General features: G+C 60.3%; 26 protein-coding genes and 1 pseudogene. 11 read left to right on the top strand and 16 right to left on the bottom strand.

Features of this window, described 5'->3' with window-relative positions; genetic code table 11:
* Nucleotides 1–97 precede the first annotated feature (97 nt).
* Genes HQ945_RS02005 through HQ945_RS01985 form a run of 5 tightly spaced genes read left to right on the top strand, consistent with a single transcriptional unit; the run spans nucleotide 98 to nucleotide 3825 of the window.
* Nucleotides 98–1594, top strand: a complete 1497-nt coding sequence (locus tag HQ945_RS02005) for a leucyl aminopeptidase (RefSeq protein WP_174207611.1) — start codon at nucleotides 98–100, stop codon at nucleotides 1592–1594.
* A gap of 4 nt (nucleotides 1595–1598) precedes the next feature.
* On the top strand, nucleotides 1599–2225 hold the full coding sequence (locus HQ945_RS02000; protein ID WP_162737272.1) for a glutathione S-transferase N-terminal domain-containing protein: 627 nt from the start codon (nucleotides 1599–1601) through the stop codon (nucleotides 2223–2225).
* Between the two features lie 13 nt (nucleotides 2226–2238).
* On the top strand, nucleotides 2239–2688 hold the full coding sequence (locus HQ945_RS01995; RefSeq protein WP_091948969.1) for a DNA polymerase III subunit chi: 450 nt from the start codon (nucleotides 2239–2241) through the stop codon (nucleotides 2686–2688).
* Nucleotides 2689–2698: 10 nt separating this feature from the next.
* A complete protein-coding gene (locus HQ945_RS01990; RefSeq protein ID WP_113281927.1) occupies nucleotides 2699–3286 on the top strand; it encodes a hypothetical protein in 588 nt (195 codons plus the stop codon).
* Nucleotides 3286–3825, top strand: a complete 540-nt coding sequence (locus HQ945_RS01985) for a GNAT family N-acetyltransferase (RefSeq protein ID WP_162737271.1) — start codon at nucleotides 3286–3288, stop codon at nucleotides 3823–3825. Before HQ945_RS01990 ends, HQ945_RS01985 begins: the two co-directional genes overlap by 1 nt.
* Here the strand turns inward: HQ945_RS01985 and HQ945_RS01980 are convergent.
* Nucleotides 3804–4433 (bottom strand): helix-turn-helix transcriptional regulator, encoded by a 630-nt coding sequence (locus HQ945_RS01980; protein WP_234576077.1) that lies wholly within the window; start codon nucleotides 4431–4433, stop codon nucleotides 3804–3806. The genes HQ945_RS01985 and HQ945_RS01980 overlap by 22 nt on opposite strands.
* A gap of 116 nt (nucleotides 4434–4549) precedes the next feature.
* Between HQ945_RS01980 and HQ945_RS01975 the strand changes: the two are divergent.
* A pseudogene (locus HQ945_RS01975) lies at nucleotides 4550–5986 on the top strand (MFS transporter).
* Nucleotides 5987–5993: 7 nt separating this feature from the next.
* Nucleotides 5994–6656, top strand: coding sequence for a GNAT family N-acetyltransferase (locus HQ945_RS01970; RefSeq protein WP_051614481.1), 663 nt, complete (start codon nucleotides 5994–5996; stop codon nucleotides 6654–6656).
* Between the two features lie 7 nt (nucleotides 6657–6663).
* Here the strand turns inward: HQ945_RS01970 and HQ945_RS01965 are convergent, their stop codons facing one another.
* On the bottom strand, nucleotides 6664–8568 hold the full coding sequence (locus HQ945_RS01965) for an ABC-F family ATP-binding cassette domain-containing protein (RefSeq protein WP_091919050.1): 1905 nt from the start codon (nucleotides 8566–8568) through the stop codon (nucleotides 6664–6666).
* A gap of 81 nt (nucleotides 8569–8649) precedes the next feature.
* Complete coding sequence (locus tag HQ945_RS01960) at nucleotides 8650–9162, bottom strand: DinB family protein (RefSeq protein WP_113281923.1); 513 nt, start codon at nucleotides 9160–9162, stop codon at nucleotides 8650–8652.
* A gap of 221 nt (nucleotides 9163–9383) precedes the next feature.
* Between HQ945_RS01960 and ndk the strand changes: the two genes are divergently transcribed.
* Nucleotides 9384–9806 (top strand): nucleoside-diphosphate kinase, encoded by a 423-nt coding sequence (ndk, locus tag HQ945_RS01955; RefSeq protein WP_027229784.1) that lies wholly within the window; start codon nucleotides 9384–9386, stop codon nucleotides 9804–9806.
* 60 nt (nucleotides 9807–9866) lie between these two features.
* On the opposite strand, the gene HQ945_RS01950 is transcribed toward ndk, so the two are convergent.
* From HQ945_RS01950 to HQ945_RS01925, 6 genes are all read right to left on the bottom strand, one after another.
* The gene (locus tag HQ945_RS01950; RefSeq protein ID WP_113281922.1) at nucleotides 9867–10298 is read right to left on the bottom strand and encodes an META domain-containing protein; all 432 of its coding nucleotides are present in this window, start codon (nucleotides 10296–10298) and stop codon (nucleotides 9867–9869) included.
* Nucleotides 10295–10774, bottom strand: coding sequence for a molybdenum cofactor biosynthesis protein MoaE (locus HQ945_RS01945; protein WP_091919044.1), 480 nt, complete (start codon nucleotides 10772–10774; stop codon nucleotides 10295–10297). Before HQ945_RS01945 ends, HQ945_RS01950 begins: the two co-directional genes overlap by 4 nt.
* Nucleotide 10775: 1 nt before the next feature.
* The gene (gene moaD, locus HQ945_RS01940; protein ID WP_113281921.1) at nucleotides 10776–11030 is read right to left on the bottom strand and encodes a molybdopterin converting factor subunit 1; all 255 of its coding nucleotides are present in this window, start codon (nucleotides 11028–11030) and stop codon (nucleotides 10776–10778) included.
* Nucleotides 11031–11042: 12 nt separating this feature from the next.
* On the bottom strand, nucleotides 11043–11627 hold the full coding sequence (pgsA, locus tag HQ945_RS01935; RefSeq protein WP_027229781.1) for a CDP-diacylglycerol--glycerol-3-phosphate 3-phosphatidyltransferase: 585 nt from the start codon (nucleotides 11625–11627) through the stop codon (nucleotides 11043–11045).
* A 98-nt stretch (nucleotides 11628–11725) separates the two neighbouring features.
* Nucleotides 11726–13822: an excinuclease ABC subunit UvrC gene (gene uvrC / locus HQ945_RS01930; protein ID WP_246272458.1), complete on the bottom strand. Its 2097-nt coding sequence runs from the start codon at nucleotides 13820–13822 to the stop codon at nucleotides 11726–11728.
* On the bottom strand, nucleotides 13819–14598 hold the full coding sequence (locus HQ945_RS01925) for an SDR family oxidoreductase (RefSeq protein ID WP_113281920.1): 780 nt from the start codon (nucleotides 14596–14598) through the stop codon (nucleotides 13819–13821). The genes uvrC and HQ945_RS01925 overlap by 4 nt, the downstream gene beginning before the upstream one ends.
* Before the next feature lie 479 nt (nucleotides 14599–15077).
* On the opposite strand from HQ945_RS01925, the gene HQ945_RS01920 reads away from it, so the two are divergent.
* Entirely contained in the window at nucleotides 15078–15722 is a 645-nt protein-coding gene (locus tag HQ945_RS01920) for an outer membrane protein (protein ID WP_027229778.1), read from the top strand.
* Nucleotides 15723–15777: 55 nt separating this feature from the next.
* Here the strand turns inward: HQ945_RS01920 and HQ945_RS01915 are convergent, their stop codons facing one another.
* From HQ945_RS01915 to HQ945_RS01900, 4 genes are all read right to left on the bottom strand, one after another.
* Nucleotides 15778–16374, bottom strand: coding sequence for a glutathione S-transferase N-terminal domain-containing protein (locus HQ945_RS01915; protein WP_113281919.1), 597 nt, complete (start codon nucleotides 16372–16374; stop codon nucleotides 15778–15780).
* A gap of 73 nt (nucleotides 16375–16447) precedes the next feature.
* The gene (locus HQ945_RS01910; protein WP_113281918.1) at nucleotides 16448–17194 is read right to left on the bottom strand and encodes a ribonuclease T2 family protein; all 747 of its coding nucleotides are present in this window, start codon (nucleotides 17192–17194) and stop codon (nucleotides 16448–16450) included.
* A 22-nt stretch (nucleotides 17195–17216) separates the two neighbouring features.
* Nucleotides 17217–17654 carry a hypothetical protein gene (locus HQ945_RS01905; RefSeq protein WP_027229775.1) on the bottom strand — a complete coding sequence of 146 codons (438 nt, stop codon included), beginning with the start codon at nucleotides 17652–17654 and terminating at the stop codon, nucleotides 17217–17219.
* Between the two features lie 53 nt (nucleotides 17655–17707).
* Nucleotides 17708–18568: a 23S rRNA (adenine(2030)-N(6))-methyltransferase RlmJ gene (locus tag HQ945_RS01900; RefSeq protein WP_113281917.1), complete on the bottom strand. Its 861-nt coding sequence runs from the start codon at nucleotides 18566–18568 to the stop codon at nucleotides 17708–17710.
* Between the two features lie 309 nt (nucleotides 18569–18877).
* Between HQ945_RS01900 and HQ945_RS01895 the strand changes: the two genes are divergently transcribed.
* Entirely contained in the window at nucleotides 18878–19720 is an 843-nt protein-coding gene (locus HQ945_RS01895; RefSeq protein WP_113281916.1) for an EamA family transporter, read from the top strand.
* A 1-nt stretch (nucleotide 19721) separates the two neighbouring features.
* Here HQ945_RS01895 and HQ945_RS01890 read toward each other — a convergent pair whose 3' ends face one another.
* Nucleotides 19722–20369 (bottom strand): glutathione S-transferase family protein, encoded by a 648-nt coding sequence (locus HQ945_RS01890; protein ID WP_113281915.1) that lies wholly within the window; start codon nucleotides 20367–20369, stop codon nucleotides 19722–19724.
* Between the two features lie 128 nt (nucleotides 20370–20497).
* Between HQ945_RS01890 and HQ945_RS01885 the strand changes: the two genes are divergently transcribed.
* On the top strand, nucleotides 20498–22603 hold the full coding sequence (locus HQ945_RS01885) for a molybdopterin oxidoreductase family protein (RefSeq protein WP_113282069.1): 2106 nt from the start codon (nucleotides 20498–20500) through the stop codon (nucleotides 22601–22603).
* A 30-nt stretch (nucleotides 22604–22633) separates the two neighbouring features.
* Here the strand turns inward: HQ945_RS01885 and purN are convergent, their stop codons facing one another.
* Together purN and purM are read right to left on the bottom strand one after the other, a co-directional pair.
* On the bottom strand, nucleotides 22634–23245 hold the full coding sequence (purN, locus tag HQ945_RS01880; RefSeq protein WP_113281914.1) for a phosphoribosylglycinamide formyltransferase: 612 nt from the start codon (nucleotides 23243–23245) through the stop codon (nucleotides 22634–22636).
* An 8-nt stretch (nucleotides 23246–23253) separates the two neighbouring features.
* Nucleotides 23254–24330, bottom strand: coding sequence for a phosphoribosylformylglycinamidine cyclo-ligase (gene purM, locus HQ945_RS01875; RefSeq protein ID WP_113281913.1), 1077 nt, complete (start codon nucleotides 24328–24330; stop codon nucleotides 23254–23256).
* Between the last annotated feature and the right edge of the window lie 153 nt (nucleotides 24331–24483).

Here is a 24483-nt window from a genome sequence, read left to right as displayed (position 1 = left end):
GGTTAACAAGGTGTTAGTCAAGGTTCTTCGCAACCATCCCTTCTTTCACCGCTCTGGTGAATAGGAAAATCACGTTTTTGTTCGATCTGGAGATATCATGTCCAAACGCCCATCCATCGGTTTCGCCAAATTTGCAGCCGTCGAAAAAGGTACTGCCATCGTGCTTGTCGCCGCAGAGGGCAAGACCGCTGCAGAGGCCGAATCTATCGTCGGGCAGGCGCTGCTCTCGCGTATCATCGGTGTCTCGGATTTCAAGGGAAAACTCGCTGCAACCCTGTCGACTGTAGCGCCGTCCACCGAACTCGAAAGTCTCGTCCTCGTCGGCACCGGCGACCCGGCCAAGCTCAAGGCGGATGACTGGTTGAAGATCGGCGGCGCGGCGTTCTCCAAATTGGGCAAGGCAAAGGATGTTTCGGTGATCCTGGCTTTGCAGGCCAGCGAAATTTCCGCCGAAAACGCTGCCGAGTTCGCGCTGGGCATGCTGCTGCGCGCCTATACCTTCGACAAATACAAGACGAAAAAGGGCAAGAACGACGATGAGGCCAAGGAGAGCAAGTCGGCGGCCAGCATCACCATCCATGTTGCCGATCCGCAGGCGGCAAAGAAGGCTTTTTCGGACGTCGAGGCCATCGCTGCCGGCGTGACCCTGGCGCGCGACCTTGTGAACGAACCCGCCAACATTCTTGGCCCGGTCGAATTTGCCGAACGTGTCGAGGAGTTGAAGAAGCTCGATGTGAAGGTCGAAATCCTCAGCGAGAAGGACATGAAAAAGCTCGGCATGGGCTCGCTTCTGGGCGTTGCCCAGGGCTCTGTCCGTCCGGCGCGCCTTGCGATCATGGAGTGGCATGGCGGCAAGGGCAAGGACAAGCCGATCGCATTTGTCGGCAAGGGCGTTACCTTCGATTCCGGCGGCATCTCCATCAAGCCTGCGGCCGGCATGGATGAAATGAAGGGCGACATGGGCGGCGCCGCTGCCGTGACCGGTCTCATGCACGCCCTCGCGTCCCGCAAGGCCAAGGTCAACGCGGTCGGCATCATCGGCCTCGTCGAGAACATGGTGAATGGCGACGCGCAGCGCCCCGGCGACATCGTCACGTCGATGTCGGGCCAGACGATTGAAGTGCTGAATACCGACGCGGAAGGCCGTCTCGTCCTCGCCGATGCGCTCTATTATTGCAACGACCGGTTCAATCCGAAGTTTATGGTCAACCTTGCAACGTTGACCGGCGCAATCATGGTGGCGCTCGGCGTCTACCGCGCCGGCCTTTTCTCCAACGACGATACGCTTGCCACGCAACTCTTCGATGCAGGCGAGGCGACTGGCGAGAAGCTTTGGCGCATGCCGCTCGGCGATGAATATGACAAGCTGATCGACACCAAGAACGCCGACATGAAGAACATTGGCGGGCGTCACGGCGGTGCGATCATCGCCGCGCAGTTCCTGGAGCGCTTTGTCGGCGATACGCCTTGGGCCCATCTGGACGTTGCCGGCACGGCGATGGGCTCACCGGCAACCGAATACAGCCAGTCCTGGGCCTCGGGCTTCGGCGTTCGGCTCCTCGACCGCCTGGTAAGGGACAATTTCGAAGGCTAGTCTGGTGGACGTCACACTCTACGGTCTCGATGAAAGCGTCTATACGCGGATCGTGCGGCTCGTCCTTCACGCCAAGGGCTTGGCGTTCGATCTGGTCGAGACCGATCCGTTCGAAGGCGGAACAGTGCCGGAGGGTTACGATCTACGCCATCCCTTCAAGCGCATTCCGGCCATCGAGATCGATGGCGTTCGCCTCTATGAGACGGACGCCATAGTCCACTATATCGATGCCATCGTAGAACCATTGAGCCTCACTCCGACGGACGTGGAAATGGCGGCGCGCATGCGCCAGCTGATGCGCATCATCGACAATTACGGCTATCGGCCGCTCGTGTGGGGCATATACGTTCCGCTCTGGTGGCGTGACGGCGAGCTGCCTTCGAGCGAAAGCATTGAAGACGGGCGGCGCGTCCTGCGGGCTCTTGAGGGATTTGTCGCCGCATCGCCCGGTGCCGCGTTTGCCGACCCGACGCTGGCGACGTTTTATCTCGCAAGCGTGCTTGCTGCGGCCGACAGCGTGGCGATCGGCTCGAACCTCATTGACGAACAGCCGCGCTTGCGTGAATGGTGGAACGGTGTTCGAACGTTGCCGATCTTGGCGTCCACGCGTTCGCAACATACGAAATTCTGATCGCCGAGACCCCATGACCGAGATCCTTTTCTACCATCTGACGGAATCGACGCTCGAAAACGCGCTTCCCGGCTTGATCGAGCGATCGGTGGAGCGCAAGTGGAGGGTGGTTATCCAGACAGGGTCGGAAGAGCGCCGCGACAGCCTCGACAACCATTTATGGACTTGGTCAGACGCCTCGTTCCTCGCCCATGCCACCGATCTGGAGCCATACCCGGAAGAGCAGCCGATCATTCTGACGACCGGCGACGGCAATCCGAATGGCGCAACGGTGCGCTTCCTCGTCGATGGCGCCGCACCCCGCAACGTCGAGAAATACGACCGGCTGGTGCTCATGTTCGATGGCCACGACCAGCAGCAACTCGAACAAGCGCGGGAACAGTGGAAAGCGTTGAAGGCCGAAGGGCACACGCTCACCTATTGGCAGCAGAACGCAGAGGGTCGTTGGGAGAAGAAAGCGTGAGCGCTGTCAGATGCGGCTGATTCTGTTTCTCGTTCTCCTGACCGGAATCGTCCTTGGCGTGGCCTATCCCTGGGCAACCACAAATTTTTCCGGTGAGGAGATCGGATCATGGCGCATTTATGATCGGCCGGGCCCCTACAAGCCGGTTACCGTCCGCCTCGACGTTAACGATGCGCCGGTGCGCGCTTTTGTCGATATGCAGCCCCTACGCAATTTCGTGCCGACGCAGGGGCGCACGGCCCTGACGGCAGTGGTGACGCGGAACGGCAAGGACATTCTCGTCAAGACGCTGGATTATCTGAACGGGCGGGTCGGCAACAAGGGCTCGCCGCAGGGCCCTCAGTTCTATCGCGCCAGCATCGGCGATATCGATCCGGTCGAATCGGGCAATTATACCTTCACCATCGGTCCCGGCGATTTTGACGGGCTCGAGGTCGCCGGGGTCGATCTGATCCTGCGCCGCGGTGCAAGGAGCATAGATTGGCGTATCGTTTCGGGCGGCGTTGCCTTGATCGCGATCGGTGTTTTCGGCCTCATCCGGTCGCGCCGCCGCAAATCCGTTGAAAAAGTGCCGACGCCGCCGAAATGGGGCCGGTGATGGACCGGTCGTTTCCGGTAATTACGACGAAGCGGCTGCGCTTGCGGCAGTTCGAGGCCCGCGACGACCGCGGTCTCCACGCTTGCCTCGGCAATGAACGCCTCATGCGCTACTGGGATTTCGTCGCCTGCGAGGATATCGACGAGACGCGGCGCTGGGTGCGTATTCTTGCGAAGACGACATCGCCCTATGACGCGCTTGCCTGGGCTGTCGCCGATGCCAAAACCGATGAATGCATCGGCATGGTCAATTATCATCATCGCGAAGCGCGCAACCATCGCCTGGAGATCGGCTATATCCTCAACGCAAATTGGCATGGGCGCGGACTGATGCGCGAAGCCGTGCAGGGACTGGTGGCGCACTGCATCGAAAACCTCAAGACAAGGCGCATCGCTGCGATCATTCACCCGGATAATGCCCCTTCGATCCGGCTGGTGACCAAGCTCGGTTTTGAATGCGAGGGCGGTCCATTGCGCGACTACTGGCGAACTGGGACCACCTATATGAGCCCGATGCTCTACAGCTTCATCGCCAGCTGACCCTTGCTGGTTGGCCTGATCCGGTAGGCGCAGCGGCGAGCGCCCTTGAGGATGTGCTCGAACCTTTCGACCGTGACATCGGGCCCAAGCGCGGCCTGAAACACCTCGAGCTCCGATCTGCACAGTTTCTGGCAGGCCTTGGCCGCAACACAGATCGGACAGTGATTCTCGATGAGTATCAAATCGCCATTGGGGTCGCGCCTGGCTTCCGCCATGTAGCCCTCCGCCGAGCGGATTTCGGCGAGCTGCTCGACTTTCCCTTCGATAGAGTGAATTGGGTCAAGTGCCGCGCGGTACTGGCTCAACGTCGCCTGCTCGCGGTGCGAGATCAGCCGGTCAAGGCCCGCTTCGCCGAACACGGATGAAACCGAGGCCAAGAGATCGGCGGTAAAACCGGCATGATTGTCGGGGAATTGCGCATTGCCGGCATCGGTCAGGTGCCAGAAGCGCTTGGGCCGTCCGACGCTTTCGCGGCTGTCTTCAAAGGCGACAAGGCCGCCCTCATGCAATCGCCCAAGCATTTGACGGACAGCGACGGCGGTAATATCCAGTCGGTCGGCGAGGGCGGCGGCGGTCTGCGGACCAGCCACTTTCAGTGAATATAGCATGCGGTTTGTCGTACGGTCCTGCATGGCTTGAGCTTATGGAAAAAAATTAAAAAAGCTATTGCTTGTTTAATTGGACGGAATATAAAAATATAAAACTTATTAAATCAGGAATTGCCATGTCGGAAGTAAAGGAAAATGCCGGCGACGCTGGCTGGTCGGAACTGCTGGATCCGCGCTACTCGGCTGCAACGACGACGCTTTGCCTCGGGGTTGCGCTCTTTGCGTTCAACGGCTTCCTCGTCTCGACATCGCTTCCGACCGCTGTTCGCGAAATCGGCGGTCTGGAACTGATTTCCTGGGCCTTCACGCTTTATCTGGTGCTTTCCATCGTCGGCGGCGCCAGCGGCGCACTTCTGAAGGGAAGGTTCGGCGCGCGCACGACACTCGTCGGCTCCGGGCTGATTTTTCTGCTCGGCACGCTCATCGCCGCCTTTGCGTCTTCAATGCCGGAGGTGCTCGTGGGCCGCGCCTTGCAGGGACTGGGCGAGGGCATCATCGCCGCCATCTGCTATGCGCTCATTCCCGAACTCTTCCCGTCGCGGCTGGTCGCCAAGGTTTTTGGTGCCGAGGCCCTGGTCTGGGCCACCGCGGCCTTTGGCGGCCCGCTGGCATCCGGGCTTTTGACCGAGCATTTTTCCTGGCGCGCCGCCTTCCTTGTCAATGTTCCGCTGGGGCTGATATTCATCGCCCTTGTTTTGCGCATCGTGCCGAAATTTTCCGGTGAAGTATCACGCCATTCTGTGCCGATCTTTCGCCTCGCGGCGATCGGTACTGGTATCATGCTCGTTGCTCTTGCCGGCATCGCCAACAATCTCGGGCTTGAGGTCGTGTTCGTTGCAGCGGCCGGCCTGGTGCTCGTCTGCGTTATCATCCTCGACCGCCGCAGCCACACGCCGCTCTTTCCTTCGGACGCCTTTGCTTTGAATTCGACGGTCGGTATCGGCCTCTGGGTCGTCCTGCTGATGCCGGTGGCACAGGCATCGACATCCGTCTACCTGGTTATGACGCTACAGGACCTCTGGTCCTACGGTCCGACCAAGGCAGGTGCCTTCAGCGCGACCTTTGCCATCGCCTGGAGCACCTGCGCTATCCTCGTGGCCAATATTCAGAGTCCGTCTCGCCGCGCCTTCCTGATCCGGCTTGGGCCGGCCCTGCTTGTTACTGGCCTCGCCGTCATTGTCGTCGGCTTCTCGCTGGATATTCCGCTCGTCGTGATGCTCGGACAGATGAGCATTGGCACCGGCTTTGGTGTAAGCTGAGGGTTTCTGAGCCAGAACGTCATGGAGGCTGCCCGCAGCGGTGAGCGTGACCGCGCCTCGGCGCTGCTGCCGACGTTACAATCGGCGGGCTATGCGATCGGCGCAGCAGTGGCGGGTCTTACCGCCAATGCCGCCGGTTACCCCGAGGCGACGACGCCCGATGGCCTACGCGATGCAACGATTACCATATTCACGGTTTCGGCGATCATTGGCCTCGGCGCAATGATCGCGGGCTTTGCCCTGCCGCTTCGCAAGAAGAATCCGCTGGCGATCGAATTGCACAAGCCGCTATAGACAGCGCATGGCGAATGAAGACGATTTGAAAGCCGATCCGGCGATTGTCGGGATTTGGGCGAAAGGATGGGCGCTGACACGGCAGGTGGCGGCGCCCGTTTTCGAGCATGGCGCTTACCGCATCGAGGTCGGCTTGCCTGACCAGAAGCGGCGGCACTTGTTTCCGGCATATTCCGACCATGTCCTGGAGCACGCTGAAGCCATCCGCGAGCCTTTCGTCTTCCTTAAAGTTTGCGCGCCCGCGAAAACGGTCGGGTTAAATCTGCCGCGCCGATGGCACATCGGGCCGCCGGGATACATGATGCTGCTTTCCGGAGAAATGGTCGGGCAAGATGCGTCGCTGCCGGACGGCTATTCCTTTTCCCGCGAGGAGCTTGGCGCGGGTGTAACGCTTCTCAATATTCTGGACGGTGGCGGTGAGATCGCTGCGACCGGGCGCATCGCATTTCCCGGCGAACTCGCCGTTTATGACCGCATCCGCACGCATGAAAACCACCGCCGCCGCGGGCTCGGCCGTGCGCTCATGAAGCAGCTGGAGCGTCTTTCGCACGAGAACGGCATTCGCCATGCCGCTCTCGTCGCAACGCCGGAGGGACGGGCGCTCTATCAGACCTTAGGCTGGCAATTGCACTCGCCCTATACGACCGTGCTGATCCCACCCGAAGCTTAGGCACAGTTTACTGCGCCAGTTCCGCCATCGCTTCCTCATATTCGCCTGACAGCGTCAGCCATTCCTCTTCGGCGCGGGCGAGCGAAGTCTTGGCATAGCCGATCTCCTTGCCAATCTGCGTCGCCTTGGCAGGTTCGCGCGAATAGATGACCGGATCGGCGAGCTGCGCCTGCAACGTGTCGATCTTCTTCTGGAAGCGCTGAACCTGCGCCTCCGCCTCATGGATCTTCTTCTGCAGGGGCTTCAACGCTTCGCGCCGCTGCGCCGCCAGCTTGCGTTGCTCGGCCTTGGTCAGCTTCTGCCCTTCATCGACGGTCGCCTTGCCGCTACCGGAGCGTTCCGCCTTTGCATCGGCAAGCACGAGTGCGCGATAAGCGTCGAGATCGCCATCATAGGGCGCAACCCCGCCGTCACGAACGAGCCACAGCCTGTCCATCGTCGCCTCGATCAGGTGGCGGTCGTGGGCGATGAGGATGACCGCGCCGTTGAAATCGTTGAGCGCATACATCAGCGCCTCGCGGCTATCGATGTCCAGATGGTTGGTCGGCTCGTCGAGGATGAGCAGGTTTGGACCGTGGAAGGTCGCAAGGCCCATCAGGAGGCGCGCCTTCTCGCCGCCGGAAAGGTCCTTTGCCGCCGTGTTCATCTTGACCGTCGCAAGACCCATCTGCGCGACGCGCGCGCGTACCTTCGCTTCGGGCGCATCCGGCATCAGTTTGCGCACATGCTCGATCGCATTGTCTTCCGGCACCAGATCATCGAGTTGGTGCTGGGCGAAGAAAGAGATCTTGAGATTGGGCGCAACGGTCATGCGACCGCTCTGCAAGGGCAGGCGGCCGCCGATGAGCTTTGCCAGCGTCGACTTGCCGTTGCCGTTCGAACCAAGGAGGGCGATGCGGTCGTCGGCGTCGATGCGCAGATTGAGGTGCCGCAATACAGGCTTGCCCGGCGTGTAGCCGACTTCGCCGTTCTCGATGGCGATGATCGGCGATGCCACGACCTTTTCGGGCTCGGGAAAATGGAACGGCCGGACATGATCCTCGATGACGGCGGCGATGGGCTTCAGCTTTTGCAACGCCTTCAGGCGCGATTGGGCCTGCTTTGCTTTGGATGCCTTGGCCCGGAAGCGCTCGACAAAGGATTCCATGTGCTTGCGCTGGGCTTCCTGCTTGGTGCGCTGCTTTTGCTGCAGCTCCAGCGCTTCACTGCGCAGGCGCTCGAACTGGTCATAATTGCCCTGCCACAGCGTCAGCTTGGTCTGGTCGAGATGGATGATCGCGTTGACCGAGGAATTCAAAAGGTCGCGATCATGGCTGATGAGGATGACCGTATGCGGATAGCGGCGCACATAATCTTCGAGCCACAGGGTGCCTTCTAGGTCGAGATAGTTGGTCGGCTCGTCAAGGAGCAGAAGATCGGGTTCGGCGAACAGCACTGACGCCAGGGCAACGCGCATGCGCCAGCCGCCCGAAAAAGACGAGGCGGGCCGCTTCTGCGCCTCCGCGTCGAAGCCGAGACCCGAAAGGATCGCGCCGGCGCGCGCTTCCGCCGAATGCGCGTCGATATCGGCAAGCCGTATATGAATATCGGCGATGCGATGCGGGTCCGTTGCGCTCTCGGCTTCCGCCAATAGGGCGCTGCGCTCAGTATCGGCGGCCAGCACGATCTCGATCAGCGAGTCTTCGGTGCCCGGCGCTTCCTGCGCCACCTGGCCGATGCGCACGTTCTTCGGCAGCGAGAAATCGCCCGTCTCGGCGTGAAGCTCGCCGGTGATGACCTTGAACAGTGTCGACTTGCCGGCGCCGTTGCGCCCGACCAGTCCGGCCTTCGTGCCCGAAGGCAGGTTGAGGCTGGCGTGATCGATCAGTAAGCGGCCGGCCATGCGCACGGATATATTGTCGAGAATAAGCATGGCCGCGCTTTTGCACGGGAAATGCCGATTTCGCAAGCCGCTCCTGTTGCAGATATGTTCCGAACGGAGCGGAAAATGGCGTCAGGCGTAGGGGCGGCCTTCTTCCGTTCGCTGAAACTGGATCAGATCGAAGGATGGAGCCGTCTTGCCGAGCGCCGTCAGAATGGCATGCGCCTGGCCGCGATGATGCGTCTGGTGGTTGAACAGATGCGCCAGCGCCGGGGCAAGCCTTTGGCTGATCGTGCGCATATCGCTCACGGTAGTATAGGTGAAGCGCCCGCCGATGGCCGCTGCATCCAGGCTGCTGACCCAGTCGATGATGCGGGCATCTTCCTTTACGCGCGCAATCCTGAGATCCTCGAACGTGTCGAAGAGGATCGCATCGAGGCCCTTCGGCGCTTCGCCTTCACCAGTGAACCTGAAAAGCCAGATGCGGTCGGTGACGAGAAGATGGTTGAGCGTCCCATGCATCGACGCAAAGAAAGCGCGCATATCGCGGCGATACTCCTCGTCATCGAGTTCGGCCGCTACCGCGTATAGCCGCTCGTTCGCCCAGCGATTATAGGCTGCGAACATGCGAAAATGCTGTTCCATGACGTTGAGTTCCGCCGATAAGAGTCAGTCCTGCTGACACATTATCCAAACGATGCCATCTTTCCACGCGATTTTATTCTGCGCCAAGGATGGGCCCGCCCGAGCATGGCAGGCAGCGATGAGTTTGGCGCCATCGCCTTTATCGCGGCGAGCCCTTGGCAAAAGCACTGCCTGCCGCTATAGGGTCGCCACCAATTTCCCTCATGACAAGGTTTACTCCCATGGCGATTGAACGCACTTTCTCGATGATCAAGCCCGACGCGACGCGTCGCAATCTCACCGGTGCCATTATCCAGAAGTTCGAAGAGGCCGGCCTTCGTGTCGTTGCTTCGAAGCGCGTTTGGATGAGCCGCCGCGAAGCCGAAGGCTTCTACGCGGTCCACAAGGAACGCCCGTTCTTTGGCGAGCTCGTCGAGTTCATGTCCTCCGGCCCGACGATCGTACAGGTCCTCGAAGGCGAGAACGCGATTGCCCGCAACCGTGAAATCATGGGTGCGACCAACCCGGCCAATGCCGACGAAGGCACGATCCGCAAACTGTTCGCCCTGTCGATCGGCGAGAATTCGGTACACGGCTCGGATGCTCCCGAAACCGCTGCCGAGGAAATCTCCTACTGGTTCTCGGGCACCGAAATCGTCGGTTGATACCTGATAATCGAATTGAAAAAGCCGGGCCAAGTGCCCGGCTTTTTTGTTTCTGGAGGTCTATCGCGACAGGCGGGCGACGATCTTGCCGTCCTTGTCGTATAGAAAGAGCTTTCCCGTAGCGGCCTCGACCGAATAGGTCCGCGCCTCTTCCAGGACCGCAAAGAATTTCTGCTCCTGGTCCATGACGGCAGGCGCACACATCATGCGCGTCGCCGCAGCTGGCTTGAAGCTGATCTTCGCCCCGTTGATCGTCGCAGTCGTTGCGAAACGATTGCAACCCCCCGAGCCGCTCGCGGCGCCCGACGGCCCGATGAGCAGCGTCGTCTGCGCATAATCGATGACGCCGCGGCCATTGAGATCTTCCGCAACCCAGTTGATGTCGGTCAATTGCCCGGCGGCTTCCGCACTGCGCGCTGTCAGCGACAGTCCAAGAAGTACGACGGCGGCGATGAAGCCGATGACAAGCGATCCGATTGCTATCCGGTTCATTTGGTTTTCTTCTGCCAGCGCCTTAGCGCTTCCTTGTCCGTTGCCTTGGCTTCCACCCAGCTGTTCTCGCCATCCCTGCCAACGAGATGCTGTTTTTTCCAGAAAGGTGCGGCATTTTTTAGGTAATCCATCAGGAACGACGCGGCTTCGAAAGCCGCCTGCCGATGCGCCGAGGCCGCAACCACAAGGACGATGTTTTCGCCGGGCTTGATGAAGCCGTAGCGATGGATGACCGTCAGCCCGTCCAGGCTCCAGCGCGCCAGGGCCTCGTCGGCAATGCGGGTGATCTCGGCTTCGGCCATGCCGGGATAATGCTCGATCTCGAGCGCGGCGAGCGTTCCTGCCTCGTCGCGGCAAAGGCCGCTGAATGTTACGACGGCGCCTATGCCGCGGCGGTTTTCGGTCAGGCGGGCAATCTCGGAGGCTGTATCGAAATCCTCACCCTGAATCCGGACGAGGGGCTTGACCGAACCCATTTCATCCCCCGGTCATCGGCGGGAAGAGGGCGATTTCGCGCGCACCCTGGATCGGCGCGTCGTGCTCGACATGCTCCTGGTCGATAGCAACCCGGATGACCTCTGGATATTCGAATGCCGCCTCATATTCGTCGCCGCGTTGCTTCAGATGCGCGAGAAGGTCGCCGACGGTTACGATCGATGGAGCCAGTTCGAGGTCTTCCTCGCCTTTGCCGATTCGCTCGCGTACCCATGCGAAATAGACGAGCTTGGTCATATCGAAACCTCTCTAATCGACGACGTGCTTCAGGCCGGCGCGGAAATAGTCCCAGCCAGTGTACAGCGTAATGAGCGCGGCAATCCACAATAGAATAATGCCGGTTATTGTCACGATCGGCACGATCTTGTCGCCGGCCGGGCCGGTCAGCAAAAACGCGATCGCGATCATCTGGATCGTCGTCTTCCATTTCGCCAGCCGGCTGACCGGCACGCTGACCTTGAGTTCGGCAAGATATTCGCGCAGGCCCGAAACAAGAATTTCCCGGCAAAGGATGATGATGGCCGCCCAAAGGCTCCAGCCTGCTATCGTTCCGTCCGCAGCGAGAAGGAGGAGGACGGCGGAAACCAGCAGTTTATCGGCGATGGGATCGAGCATACGCCCGATCGTAGAAGTCTGTTGCCAGATACGGGCGAGATAACCATCGAAAAAGTCGGTAATGCTGGCGATCAGGAAGATGGCCAGCGCGCCCCACCGCGCAGCGTCGCTCGATTGCAGCCTGCCTTCGAGGAAGAAGCAAATGACGACGAGGGGAACCGCGATGATACGGGCATAGGTCAACAGGTTCGGCAGTGAGTAGGCGTTGTTTCTGGGCATGTTTCCAACCAATCAAATCAGTGCCGATCAAAGTGGCTCGACCGCCAAACGTCAAGCCAATCAATAAGAAGTCAGGCGCATTTATGTCCGAAAATCAGCTATGTACGGAAATGGTCGCGAATTGTAATCGCCATCGCTTCAGATATGCCGTCGACCTTCATCAAATCTTCGACAGCGGCGCGTGAAACTGCCTTTGCCGTGCCGAATTGATGCAGGAGCGCGCGCTTGCGCGACGGACCGATACCGGCGATCTCGTCGAGCGGATTCTTCACCATTTCCTTCTTGCGCTTGGCCCGGTGGGTGCCGATGGCAAAACGGTGTGCCTCGTCGCGCAGGCGCTGCAGGAAATAGAGAACAGGGTCGCGCGGCGGCAACGTGAACGACGGCTTGCCTTCCATGAAGAACCGCTCGCGTCCGGCATCGCGGTCGACGCCCTTGGCAACGCCGATAGCGGTCACCTTGTCAGCGATGCCCATCTCGTTGAGGATGCCGCGCACCGCGCTCATCTGCCCCTGTCCGCCGTCGATCAGGATGATGTCCGGCCAGGCGGGGAAGGCATCGGTATCTTCCTCGAATTCATCGACCTCAAGGTCCTCGGCCGGTGCATCGCGGTTCTCGGGCGTTCCGTGCTCTTTGACCAGCCGGCTGAATCGCCGCTCGATGACTTCGCGCATCATGCCGAAATCATCGCCCGGGGTAATCTCGGTCGAGCGGATATTGAACTTGCGATACTGGTTTTTGACGAAGCCCTGCGGCCCGGCGACGATCATCGCGCCGATCGCGTTGGTTCCCATGATGTGCGAGTTATCGTAGACCTCGATGCGACGGGGCGTCTTTTCCAGCCCGAACGTATCGGCGACGCCCTTGAGCAGGCGCGATTGCGATGAGGTCTCCGCGAGTTGCCGTCCCAGCGCCTCGCGTGCATTGCTCAAGGCGTGTTCGACCAGATCCCTCTTTTCGCCGCGCTGCGGCACGGTGATCGAGACCTTGCGGTCAGATTTTGCGGTGAGGGCAGCGCAGAGCAGTTCCTGGTCTTCGACTGTTTCCGACAGCATGATCAAGGCGGGGCTTGGCTTGTCGTCATAGAACTGCGCAAGAAAAGCACCGAGAACCTCCGCGGCGGACAGGGAGGAGTCTGCCTTGGGATAATAGGCGCGGTTGCCCCAGTTCTGTCCGGTGCGGAAGAAAAACACCTGAATGCAAGTCACGCCGCCATCTTGGTAGATGGCGAAAACGTCGGCTTCCTCGACGGATTGCGGATTGATGCCGGAATGCGATTGCACATGCGAGAGAGCCGAGAGGCGGTCGCGATAGATGGCGGCGCGTTCGAAGTCGAGTTCGGCCGAAGCCTCGCGCATCGCGTCGGAAAGGTGGGTTTTGACCGCCTGGCTCTTGCCCGAGAGGAACGCCTTCGTTTCGCGCACAAGTTCGTCGTAGTCGCCTTCGCTGACCTCGCCGGTGCACGGGCCCGAGCAGCGCTTGATCTGATAGAGCAGGCACGGCCGGCTGCGGTTCTCGTAGAAGGAATCGGTGCAGGTGCGCAAAAGGAAGGCACGCTGCAACGCATTGATCGTGCGTCCTACCGCCCCCGCCGAAGCGAAGGGGCCAAAATAGTCGCCCTTGCTGGAGCGCGCACCACGATGCTTGAAGATGCCGGGCGCCAGCCATTTTTCGCCGCGCTTCGGGGCGGTGAGCAGGATATAGGGGAAGGACTTGTCGTCGCGCATCAGCACGTTAAAACGCGGCCGTAAGCGCTTGATCAGATTCGCTTCAAGGAGAAGCGCCTCCGTTTCGGTGCGCGTGACGACGAACTCCATTTTGACCGTCTCGCGGATCATCCGGGAGATGCGGTTATTGTGCCCCTGTCCGCGCGCATAGTTGGAAACGCGCTTCTTCAGACTGTGTGCCTTGCCGACATAAAGAACGTCGCCGCTCGCATTGAACATGCGATAGACGCCGGGCTTGTTGGGAAGCCGCTTGACGAGGTCCGCAATCACGTCAGGACCGCTCGAGCCTTCGGAAACGACGCTGGTATCCCATTCGATCGCGCTGATCAGCGCGGCGACGTCGCGGACGGGCTCATTGCTTTCCTCGACAGGCTCGTCTTCCTCGTCGACGCCAAGGATGATGTCGTCATCGTTGGTATTGTCGGCGTGAAGCTCGTTCTTCTGGTTCTGATTGGCCGGGTCGCTCATTCAATAATTCCTGATACATCGGGCGTTTCCCACGCCAGATGCTGTCCGCCGTCAAGGGCGATCATCTGCCCTGTGATCGAGCGGGTCTCCCAGAGGTAGCGGATTGTGCGGCCAAATTCTGACAAATCGGGGCCGCGCTGCAACAGGAGCGCGTGAACCTGCTTGTCGAACGCGGCGGTATCCTGGCGGGAGCTCGGCAGGGTAGGGCCTGGGCCGATGCCGTTGACGCGAATACGCGGCGCCAGCGCCTGCGCCAGCGTTTGCGTCGCGGCCCACAGTGCCGCCTTCGACAATGTGTAGGATGTAAACGTCGGCATGAGCTTCAGGACGCGCTGGTCGATCATGTTGACAATCAGTCCCTCCGCTTCCGGTGAAAGGGCCGCGGCCATGGCGTCGGCGAGCAGCACCGGCGCCTTGACATGCACCGCAAAATGGCTGTCCCAGATCTCGTCATTGCCGAGATCGCCGATGCCGTCCGCGTGAAACACCGAAGCGTTGTTGACGAGGAGTTGCACCGGGCCCAGCGCGGCCCCGACATCGCCGATCAGCCGGCGAACCGCGTCACTGTCGCTGAGATCGGCTTTCACCACGCAGCCCTTGCCTCCGCGCGCCTCGATTGAGCGAAGCAGGTCGCGCGCTTCATCAAGGCCGTTATGGCCATGAATGGCGACGGCAAAACCATGCGCCGCCAGGTCTTCGACAATCGCCTTGCCGATCCGTTTCGCGCCGCCGGTTACGAGAGCAACGGTTCGGTCAATCTTCAAGGTCCACTCCATCCATGCTGTGATTCAGGTCCGAATATAGGGTTCGGCGACGAAAAGCGCGAGGGTGAAAGGTCAGCAGTGAACAGAAGCAGTGGAACGGTGTTCTTTCGCTACGGCTTGCTCGCCGAAAGTTGCGTTGTTTGACGGTGGCAATGTCTCTCCGTCGATCTGTGCAAATATTAAGTAAATATTAAGTATTCTAATCGGAATTTAACCATTCCCAGCAAGATAGTTTTGTTTATTATCAAATGTTTGTGAGCAGTTCTTTCACAGCTAGACTGACATACTATTGAGTTTGGCCGCAATGCAGAATGTTGCGCAAAAAGCACATCGCATTTCGGCCACGATCTCGTCGGTTTCTTATCACACTGCCGCGCAAGTGCCGCCACAATGCGGCGCGAATGTCCGCCTCGTTAAGCGGACGCAATCCATGGTTTTCCCCCCGACCAGTGCCCGCTCCGTGTAAAAGAGTTTAAAAAAAGGAGATTGCCATGCGCACTCTTAAAACAACCTTCCTCGCGTCGGCCGCCGTGCTGATGCTTTCCGCTCCCGTATTTGCCGCCGACGCTGTCATGGAACAGCCGCCAGCGCCGGCTCCCGTCGAAGCAGCGCCTGTCGCATCCGACTGGTCAGGCGCTTATCTCGGTGCCTATGGCGGCTACGGCTGGAACAAGCACAAGACCGATGACGGCAAAATCAATGCCGACGGTTTCAAAGGTGGTGCTTATGGTGGTTACAACTTCCAGAACGGCCAGTTCGTATACGGTGGTGAAGCCGATCTCGGCTATTCCGGCGGCGATGAAACCCGCAACGGCATCAAGGCCAAGCAGGGCGTAGAAGGCTCGGTACGTGCCCGTGCCGGTATCGCCCTTGACCCTGTGCTGCTTTATGGCACCGGCGGTCTTGCCGTGACGAACAGCAAGCTTTCGGCCGATACCGGCAGCGATTCCAACACGCTGCTCGGCTGGACGGTCGGCGCAGGCGCCGAAGCCAAGATCACCAACAACATCGTTGGCCGCGTCGAATATCGTTACAACGATTTCGGACGCAAGGACTACGATCTTGGTGGCCTCAGCGACGTTTCGAGCAAGCTGACCACAAACGAAGTCCGCGTTGGCGTTGGTTACAAGTTTTAAGCCAGCCGGATGAAGAAAGGGGTCGGACAGGCAACTGTCCGACCCTTTTTTTGTGCTATTTCGGCAGCAGGGCCGCAAGTTCGGGGTGTAACTCCTCGAAGCGCTTCTGCCAGCGCTTCAATTTGGAGCGGCCCTTTTCCCATTTGCCCTCGAAGCGCAGGCTTGCATAGGCGAGGGCCGCCGCGAGCGCGATATGCCCGCCATGGACCTTCTTTCCCAGGCGCGGCGGCGCGGCATTGAGGTGATCGAGCACGCGCACCGCCTTGCCCCATTGGCGATCGAGCCATGGCTGATGAATTTTCTCTTCCGGATGAAACCGTCTTTCATAGACATGTGCGAGCAGTACATCGCAAAGCCCGTCGGCTATCGATTCGAGCTGTTCGGCCTCAAGGCGCTTTTCCGCGTTGCGGGGGAAAAGCTTGTTGCCGGACAGACGGTTGAGATATTGCGTGATCACCCGGCTGTCGAAGATCGCCTTGCCATCATCGAGGATGAGCGTCGGTATCTTGCCGAGCGGATTGGCGTCGATCAGTTCGGCCGGCTCGGCATTGCTGTCGACGAGTACGCTGTCGATCGGCACGCCGGAATAAAGCGCGGCCATGCGAACCTTGGTGCTATAGGGCGAGGCGGGGGAATAGAGAACTTTCGTCACGATGACGCTCCAGCGTGTTGCGATTCGATGGTGAAACGTAAACGCCGCGAGCGTTTTCGCAAAGCGGTCCCGATTATTGGGCAGCGGGCATTGCGACGGCGCGTTGCCGGCAACTCGAACGGTCAACCTCAGGGCACGCCCGGAAATTCAGATCCTTGGTCAGGCAGATGCGCACTTCGCGAAGATAATCACGGTCGCATGTCACGGCGACGCCCGCTTTCGGCATGCCGGGATTGGCGGATATGAATGCCTGTTCGATAACGAGAGGATTGACTTGCGGGCGCGCCGTCGGCTGGCGATATGCTCCGGGGATCGACACCCGGTCCACCGCGCTGCGCATCACGGCGAAATAGTCCTGCTGGCTGAGGCCACTGCAAGCGCCATGCTTGCGCCATTCGTACGTGACGAGCCCGACAGAAGGCATCATGTCCGAAAGCTGCTTCGCTAACGCGTAAGGCACATCGCGTGGCCCCGCAGTGTCGCAATCCTCGGGATAGCCTTGCTCATATTGCGGCCACAGGCCGTGCACCACAAAGCCGTAGGGGCGGCCGGAACTGCATTGCTGGCGGTTGGCCTTCGCGCCCTCCGCCGCGCAGTAGCTCGGCGACCAGGAGAGGGCAAGGACATAAAAATCGAACGCCGAACCTATGGCGACTGGCTTTGCGTCCGTGGGAGTGGATCGTTGCGCGTCTTCCGAGATTTCGGGGACCGGCGCCCCGCCGGTGATTTCCGGCGCATTCTGTTCGCGCAGATAGGTGAGAACTGAAATCGCGAGCAGTGCCGCAAACAGTGCGTAGCCGGCCCATTTGCCGATCGGCATCACCTAACGGGGTTTCGGCGGCTCAGTACAGCGTGCGGCACTGGCCGTCATAGACGTGCCAGCGATCGAACCCGGCCACGCAGAACTCGACATTGTTGCCGATGCCGACAAAGCCCATGCCGTCCTCGACCACGTACCAGACCGGGCGCTGGACGCCGTCGCTCAGATGCGCGGTCGCCTTGCAATAGTGGCGCTCGACGGCGGCAAGTTCGGGCTCGCGACTCGGCTCAAAGCGCGTCATGCGAACATCGCTGAAATTCTGTATGCCGACCTGCGGCAGGTTGGGCACGTGCCGCACCTGATAGGCAAACCGGTTCACGATGCGGTTGAGCACACTTGCCTGGCCGCAGGTATCGTCGTAGCCGCCCTGAACGTAGTCCGCTGCCCTAACCGGGATCCCTGAGGACAATACGACGCTGACCGCAAAGCCAACCGCAAGGAGGGGTGATAGGCGTGCCATGTATGTACTCTCCACTAATCTTTGCCGCAATTTCGACCAGCAGTTGCCTCCGGTCAAGCGTCAACTTGTTCCCCGCGTACCCAATCGACTGTAAAGCCTGCATTTTTTTCCTCAGTGAGGATTTTTGACAACGCCGGAAAGAGAATGCGCAGTTCCGCTTCCAGCGTGAAAGGCGGGTTGACGATGATCATGCCGGTGCCGTCGAGCCGCGGCTCGGCTGACGGCGCGCGAATCATAAGCTCCGTGCGCAGGATCTTGGGAATGCCGGTATCGCGCAGCGCTTCCGCGAAACGCCTGACTTCCTGGCGGTCCTTGACCGGGTACCACAGCGCAAAGGTTCCACCGGAAAAGCGCTTGTGTGCCTTGGCAAGGCTGTCGACCAGCCGGTCGAACTCGCCCGCAACCTCGAATGGCGGATCGACGAGGACGAGGCCGCGCTTTTCCTTCGGCGGCAGATGCGCGCCCATGGCGAGCCAGCCGTCGAGCTCGATTACGCGCACCTGCACGTCGCCGGCAAAGAGGTCGCCGAGCTGCTCGGCATCCCGTGGGTGCAGTTCGAGGGCGGAAAGCCGGTCCTGGCGCCGCAGCAAGTGGCGCACGATGAGCGGTGAGCCGGGATAGTGCCGCATCGCTCCATCGGTATTTTCGGACCGGACGATGTCGAGATAGGGAGACAAGAGCGCGGCGACGTCGGGATCGAACTTTGCCTCCAGCAGCCTGCCAATGCCGTTCTGCCATTCATTGGTCTTGCCGGCCTCGACACCCTTAAGGTCGTAGCGACCGATCCCTGCATGGGTATCGATGACGCGAAACGCCTGTTCCTTCCGCTGCAGGTAAAGCACCAGCCGCGTCAGGATGATGTGCTTGACCACATCCGCGAAGTTGCCGGCGTGATAGGCGTGGCGATAGTTCATGCGCTGCTTGTTTCACGATGTCCTGCCGCTCGCAAGTATCCGGTGTGACCGCTGCCTCATTTTGGTGCTTCGCGTGCCTGGGGCAGGGCGCGGATCCACAATCATTGCCGTGATCCAGCCACCACCGCCGCTTCCACCATCGCTGCCGTCATCCACGGGCTCGTCCCGAGGACCCGGGAAAAGGCCGAATGCAAACCTTCAATTTCCCTGAACCTGTGCTTTCAAGCAACCAATTTGCCAAATGTCATAAATCTGTCCTATAGGGCCGCAGGGCACACTCGTATCGCTGGCGTGCTACGGGTTAGCAACATGTCCGGGACCGTCATTCTCATTGTGCTTTTTGCCGCGTTCATGCACGCGAGCTGGAATGCCGTCGTCAAATCCGAAGGCGACAAGTTTCTCAACACGGTCGTCGTTGTAACTTCGGCAGGCCTCATCGCAGCAATCTGCCTGCCATTCCTGCCGCCGCCAGCGCGGGAGAGCTGGCCGTTTCTCGCCGCATCGGGCGTCGCGCAGGTGATCTACCTCATCCTCGTCGCGGCTGCCTATCGCAGCGGCGATATGAGCCAGGCCTATCCGATCATGCGCGGCACGGCGCCGCTGATCGTAGCGATTGCCAGCGGTCCGTTGATTGGCGAGGTGCTTTCGGTGCAGAAATGGGCAGGCATCGCGCTGATTTGCGGCGGCGTCCTCGCACTGGCGCTGGAGGCGAGGCGGCGGGCTTCCGCCAATCGCGCCGCGACGATGTTTGCGCTCGTGAATGCCTTCGTCATCGCCACCTATACGCTCATCGACGGCATCGGCGTGCGCCATTCCGGCGCGCCCGCCTCCTATACGATGTGGGTTTTCGTCCTCAATGCTGTACCGCTCTTCTTGTGGACCGTGGTGATGCGTCGCGGCGAACTCTGGCCGCATTTCACCAGGCGCATACGCCTTGCCACCATCGGCGGCGTCGGAACGCTTGGCTCCTACGGCCTCGCGCTCTGGGCGATGACGATGGCGCCGGTGGCGACGGTCGCGGCATTGCGCGAGACCTCCATCCTTTTCGCTGTTGCAATCTCCGCGCTGGTTCTCCACGAGCGCGTTGGACCGAAACGTATTGCCGCCGTGGCGTTGATCGCGGCTGGCGCGGCAGTCATGCGGCTCGCCTGACCTATTCGGGCCGCATATCGAAGTAGGGCCTTGCTTCCTCCACGGCGCGCGCGAAAGACGGCCGCTGCATCAACCTGTCGAGATAGGCCGCGACACCAGGATATTCGGCGCCGAACGGCACGGACATGTTGGCATAGAACAGCGCCGGCGAGGCCGCGCAATCGGCCATTGTATAACGCTCGCCCGTCGCCCAGGTTTTGCCGCCGAGTTCCTTTTCAAGCACGCCGTAGGCCGTGTTGAGTTTTGCTTTTGCCTCATCGACGCCGAAACTGTCATTCTGGCCCTCGGGGCGAAGCTTGTCCGTCACGGTCTTTTGCATTGGTACCTGCACGTGCAGATCGAAGAACCGGTCAAGTCTGCGCGCCTCGAAAGCTTCCTCGCGATCCTCCGGCAATAGTTGCACTTTGCCGGGATAATGCTGGTCGAGATATTCGATAATCAGGCTCGACTCCGGGATTATCCTGCCGCGTGCCGTATCGCGCAGCACTGGAAATTGGCGGATCGGCCAAATCTCGGTGAAGCGTGCGTTTTCCGCCGCATCCATGAAATTGACGACGTGCTTTTCGAAGGCGATGTCCTTCTCGTAGAGTGCCGTCAGAACCTTCTGGCAGAAGGATGACAAGGGGTGAAAATACAGCGTCAGCGACATTTCTTCCTCCGCTTTGATGATTACTAAAGTAGTTGCTTAACTAACAACGATGATGGGACGCGGTCAAGCTTGTCACCAAGACAAAAAGCGGCATTTGTGCGGATGTGATTTTGCGCTATGGATCGAACATGAACAAAGCTGTCCTTCTTCGTACCGGCCATTCCGCATGCCCCCACGACTGCCCGTCGACCTGCGCGCTCGATGTGGAGGTTCTCGACACGGGCCATATCGGGCGGGTGCGCGGCGCCAAGGAAAATAGCTATACGGCCGGCGTCATCTGCGCCAAGGTCGCCCGCTATGCCGAGCGCATCCACCATCCGGAGCGGCTTTTGAAGCCGATAATCCGTGCTGGCGCAAAAGGCGATGGGCTGTGGAAGGAGGCGAGCTGGGATGCTGCGCTCGACCTCGTCGCCGAACGGTTCCTCAAGGCCGAGGCAAGGTACGGCTCGGAAACCGTGTGGCCCTATTACTACGCCGGCACGATGGGGCTTGTGCAGCGCGACTCGATTCATCGCCTGCGCCACGCCAAGAAATATACCAACCAGTTCGACAGTATCTGCACCAATCTCGCCTGGAGCGGCTTTTATGCCGGCACCGGCAAGCTTGGCGGCGTCGATCCGCGCGAGATGGCAAAGTCGGATTGTGTCGTCATATGGGGCACGAATGCCGCAGCGACACAGGTCAATGTCATGACCCATGCCGTGCGCGCCCGCAAGGATCGCGGCGCAAAGATCGTCGCCATCGACATCTATGAGACGGCGACGGTGCGGCAGGCCGATCTCGGCCTCGTGCTGAAGCCCGGCACCGACGGAGCCTTCGCCTGCGCCGTCATGCACGTGCTTTTCCGCGATGGATTCGCCGATTGGGACTATCTCAATGCCTATACGGACGATCCGAAAGGGCTTGAACGGCATCTCAAGGATAAGACTCCGCAATGGGCCGCGACGATCACCGGCCTTTCAGTTGCAGAAATCGAAGAATTCGCCCGTCTCGTCGGCACGACCAAGAAGACGTTCTTCCGCCTTGGCTATGGATTTGCCCGCCAGCGCAACGGCGCGGTCAATATGCATGCGGCGCTGTCGATCCCGGCCGTGACCGGCGCCTGGAAATATGAGGGCGGCGGCGGCTTCCATTCCAATTCCGGCATTTTCCGTATGGACAAGCGCGAGATCGAGGGGCGGGCCTTTGCCGATCCCTCGATCCGCCACATCGACCAGTCCCGCATCGGCCCCGCATTGACGGGAGATGCATCGGCGCTCTATGGCGGACCTCCTGTCACCGCGATGCTGGTGCAGAATACGAACCCCGCCAATGTCGCGCCCGAGCAGAGGCTGGTGAAACAGGGCATGCTGCGCGATGACCTCTTCATGGCCGTGCATGAGCAGTTCATGACCGATACGGCAAAGCTCGCCGATGTCGTGCTGCCAGCGACGATGTTCATGGAGCATGACGACATTTATCGCGGCGGCGGCCAGCAGCACATCGTGCTTGGTCCAAAACTGATCGACGGACCCGGCGAGACGCGTCCCAACCTTTTCGTCATCAATGAACTCGCCAAGAGGCTCGGCGTCGCGCACCTGCCGGGCTTTGATCTCGATGCAAAGACCCTCATCGACAATATGATGGCGGCGAGCAATCTGCCGGGCTTTGACGCGCTCAAGGCCATGCGCTGGCTCGACATTCAGCCCGACTTCGACACCGCGCATTACGAAAAGGGCTTTGCCTGGCCGGACGGCAAGTTTCGCTTCAGGCCGGATTGGGTGAATGGCCCGTCGCCCAACCGTCCGCCGCAATCCATGGGGCTGCAGGGGCCTTACAGCACGCTGCCGACATTTCCGGACTATTGGGAAGCGATCGAGGTGGCCGATGAAAAGCACCCGTTCCGGCTGGCGACATCGCCCGCGCATAACTTCCTCAATTCGACTTTTTCTGAAACACCGACCTCGACCGCCAAGGAACAGCGTCCCGAACTTCTGATTCATCCGGAAGACGCTGCGGCGCTCGGCATTATCGATGGCGCACGCGTCGAGATCGGCAATGAACGCGGCGAAGTCATTCTGCACGCTCGCGTCGAAGCGCGGACGAAGCGCGGCGTCGTTATCTCGGAAGGCATCTTCGCCAATTCCGCCTTCGAACGCGGCGAGGGCATCAACGTGCTGACCGGCGCCGATTCACCGGCTCCCAATGGCGGCGCGGCTTTTCACGACAACAAGATTTGGGTGCGGCTGGCCTGAACCGGCCGCGCGCTTGCGGAAAAGCGAAGCCTAGTCGCTGAAAACTGTGCGCCCTTCGTGCATCGTAGCCTTGCCGCTGGCAACCAGCGCAAGTGCACGAGCATAGGTTTCGTGCTCGACGGATAGAACGCGCTCCGCCAAGGTCGCCGGCGTGTCGCCGGTCTTTACGGCAACTGCGGTCTGGGCGATGGCCGGACCCTCATCCATGCCTTCGGTGACGAAATGCACGGTGCAGCCATGCACGCGCATGCCGGATGCAAGCACCTGTTCGTGGGTGTGAAGGCCCCTGAACAGCGGCAGCAGGGAAGGGTGGATGTTGAGCATCCGGCCTTCCCATTGCCTCACGAATTCCGGCGAAATCAGCCGCATATAGCCGGCAAGGCAGACAACATCGGCGTTGGCCGCATGGAGCGCGGCGGAGACCGCGGCCTCGTGCTCGGCCTTGGAGATAAAATCTCGATGCGGGATGGCGATCGCTTCGATCCCTTCGGCGCGCGCTGCCGCGAGCCCGGCGGCATCGGCCTTGTTGGCGATGACGACAACGACTTCCGCCGGATAGTTGGGCACCTTTGCTGCTTCGATAAGCGCGCTCATATTGGAGCCGCGCCCGGAAATCAGGATCGCCACCCGCTTCTTTTGCATTCCGGCGCTCACAGCGCCAGCTTACCCTGGTAGACGACGCCCCGGTCGGCACCGGCCACCATAGTCCCGAGGCGCACAGCATCTTCGCCCTGCGATTTCAATGCGGTGAGTACCGCGTCGACATTCTCAGGCGCGACGACTGCGATCATGCCGATACCGCAATTGAAGGTACGCAGCATTTCATCGCGCTCGACGCCGCCGGTGCTGGCGAGCCAGGAGAATACGGACGGAACCTTGATGGCGGAAAGATCGATGCTGGCGGTCAAGTGCTTTGGCAGCACGCGGGGAATATTGTCCGGAAAGCCGCCGCCGGTGATATGGGCGAGCGCCTTGATCGCCTTTGTTTCGCGAATGGCGGCAAGGAGCGGCTTTACGTAAATGCGCGTCGGCGTAAGCAATGCTTCGCCAAGCGGCGTACCGGATTTGAACGGTGCATTGTCATCCCAGCCGAGCCCGGAAAGTTCGACTATGCGGCGCACCAGCGAAAAGCCGTTGGAATGAACGCCGGAAGAGGCAAGTCCGAGAATGACGTCGCCTTCGACAATGTCGCCGGACGGCAGCAGTTCATTGCGCTCGGCTGCGCCTATGGCAAATCCAGCAAGGTCATAGTCGCCGTCGCGATACATGCCCGGCATTTCCGCCGTTTCACCGCCGATAAGTGCGCAGCCGGCCTGCAGGCAACCTTCGGCGATGCCGCTGACGATCGCCGCGCCCTGATCGGGGTCGAGCTTGCCGGTTGCGAAGTAGTCAAGAAAGAACAGCGGCTCGGCGCCCTGCACGACGAGATCGTTGACGCACATGGCAACGAGATCGATGCCGACCGTGTCGTGGACACCGGCATCGATGGCAATCTTCAATTTGGTGCCGACGCCGTCATTGGCCGCCACCAGGACCGGATCGGTGAAACCTGCCGCCTTGAGGTCAAAAAGGCCGCCGAAACCGCCGATTTCACCGTCGGCGCCCGGCCGCCGCGTCGAGCGCACGATCGGCTTGATCTTTTCGACGAGCAGATTGCCGGCATCGATGTCGACGCCTGCCTGCGCATAGGTGAGGCCATTCTTGCCGGCTTGGTTCTTGTCACTCATCGTCAGCTCCAGATTTTGATGGCGAAATGGCACGACTTACGCGTGGCTGCAAGAACTTATGCCGGCAGTGGCGGAGAAAACGCCACTTATTGACACTTTGCCCCGCGCGAGCACTTGAGCGTCAGCGTTCATCGCGCCATGTAGAGCAGAGAT

The organism is Phyllobacterium pellucidum (assembly GCF_013327855.1).
GTDB classification, from domain to species: Bacteria; Pseudomonadota; Alphaproteobacteria; order Rhizobiales; family Rhizobiaceae; genus Phyllobacterium; species Phyllobacterium pellucidum.
This window is presented reverse-complemented; position numbering and strand designations above follow the sequence as displayed.

Bases quoted from the DNA above. Each gene is read 5' to 3' on its own strand.
- HQ945_RS01995 (WP_091948969.1), top strand. From the start codon at position 2,239: ATGACCGAGATCCTTTTCTACCATCTGACGGAATCGACGCTCGAAAAC.
- HQ945_RS01885 (WP_113282069.1), top strand. From the start codon at position 20,498: ATGAACAAAGCTGTCCTTCTTCGTACCGGCCATTCCGCATGCCCCCAC.
- HQ945_RS02005 (WP_174207611.1), top strand. From the start codon at position 98: ATGTCCAAACGCCCATCCATCGGTTTCGCCAAATTTGCAGCCGTCGAA.
- HQ945_RS01905 (WP_027229775.1), bottom strand. From the start codon at position 17,654: ATGGCACGCCTATCACCCCTCCTTGCGGTTGGCTTTGCGGTCAGCGTC.
- moaD (WP_113281921.1), bottom strand. From the start codon at position 11,030: ATGACCAAGCTCGTCTATTTCGCATGGGTACGCGAGCGAATCGGCAAA.
- pgsA (WP_027229781.1), bottom strand. From the start codon at position 11,627: ATGCCCAGAAACAACGCCTACTCACTGCCGAACCTGTTGACCTATGCC.
- HQ945_RS01895 (WP_113281916.1), top strand. From the start codon at position 18,878: ATGTCCGGGACCGTCATTCTCATTGTGCTTTTTGCCGCGTTCATGCAC.
- ndk (WP_027229784.1), top strand. From the start codon at position 9,384: ATGGCGATTGAACGCACTTTCTCGATGATCAAGCCCGACGCGACGCGT.
- HQ945_RS01945 (WP_091919044.1), bottom strand. From the start codon at position 10,774: ATGGGTTCGGTCAAGCCCCTCGTCCGGATTCAGGGTGAGGATTTCGAT.
- HQ945_RS01920 (WP_027229778.1), top strand. From the start codon at position 15,078: ATGCGCACTCTTAAAACAACCTTCCTCGCGTCGGCCGCCGTGCTGATG.
- HQ945_RS01950 (WP_113281922.1), bottom strand. From the start codon at position 10,298: ATGAACCGGATAGCAATCGGATCGCTTGTCATCGGCTTCATCGCCGCC.
- HQ945_RS01890 (WP_113281915.1), bottom strand. From the start codon at position 20,369: ATGTCGCTGACGCTGTATTTTCACCCCTTGTCATCCTTCTGCCAGAAG.
- HQ945_RS01980 (WP_234576077.1), bottom strand. From the start codon at position 4,433: ATGCTATATTCACTGAAAGTGGCTGGTCCGCAGACCGCCGCCGCCCTC.
- HQ945_RS01960 (WP_113281923.1), bottom strand. From the start codon at position 9,162: ATGGAACAGCATTTTCGCATGTTCGCAGCCTATAATCGCTGGGCGAAC.
- HQ945_RS01925 (WP_113281920.1), bottom strand. From the start codon at position 14,598: ATGGAGTGGACCTTGAAGATTGACCGAACCGTTGCTCTCGTAACCGGC.
- HQ945_RS01910 (WP_113281918.1), bottom strand. From the start codon at position 17,194: ATGCCGATCGGCAAATGGGCCGGCTACGCACTGTTTGCGGCACTGCTC.
- HQ945_RS01965 (WP_091919050.1), bottom strand. From the start codon at position 8,568: ATGCTTATTCTCGACAATATATCCGTGCGCATGGCCGGCCGCTTACTG.
- HQ945_RS01985 (WP_162737271.1), top strand. From the start codon at position 3,286: ATGGACCGGTCGTTTCCGGTAATTACGACGAAGCGGCTGCGCTTGCGG.
- purM (WP_113281913.1), bottom strand. From the start codon at position 24,330: ATGAGTGACAAGAACCAAGCCGGCAAGAATGGCCTCACCTATGCGCAG.
- HQ945_RS01990 (WP_113281927.1), top strand. From the start codon at position 2,699: ATGCGGCTGATTCTGTTTCTCGTTCTCCTGACCGGAATCGTCCTTGGC.
- purN (WP_113281914.1), bottom strand. From the start codon at position 23,245: ATGCAAAAGAAGCGGGTGGCGATCCTGATTTCCGGGCGCGGCTCCAAT.
- uvrC (WP_246272458.1), bottom strand. From the start codon at position 13,822: ATGAGCGACCCGGCCAATCAGAACCAGAAGAACGAGCTTCACGCCGAC.
- HQ945_RS01900 (WP_113281917.1), bottom strand. From the start codon at position 18,568: ATGAACTATCGCCACGCCTATCACGCCGGCAACTTCGCGGATGTGGTC.
- HQ945_RS01970 (WP_051614481.1), top strand. From the start codon at position 5,994: ATGGCGAATGAAGACGATTTGAAAGCCGATCCGGCGATTGTCGGGATT.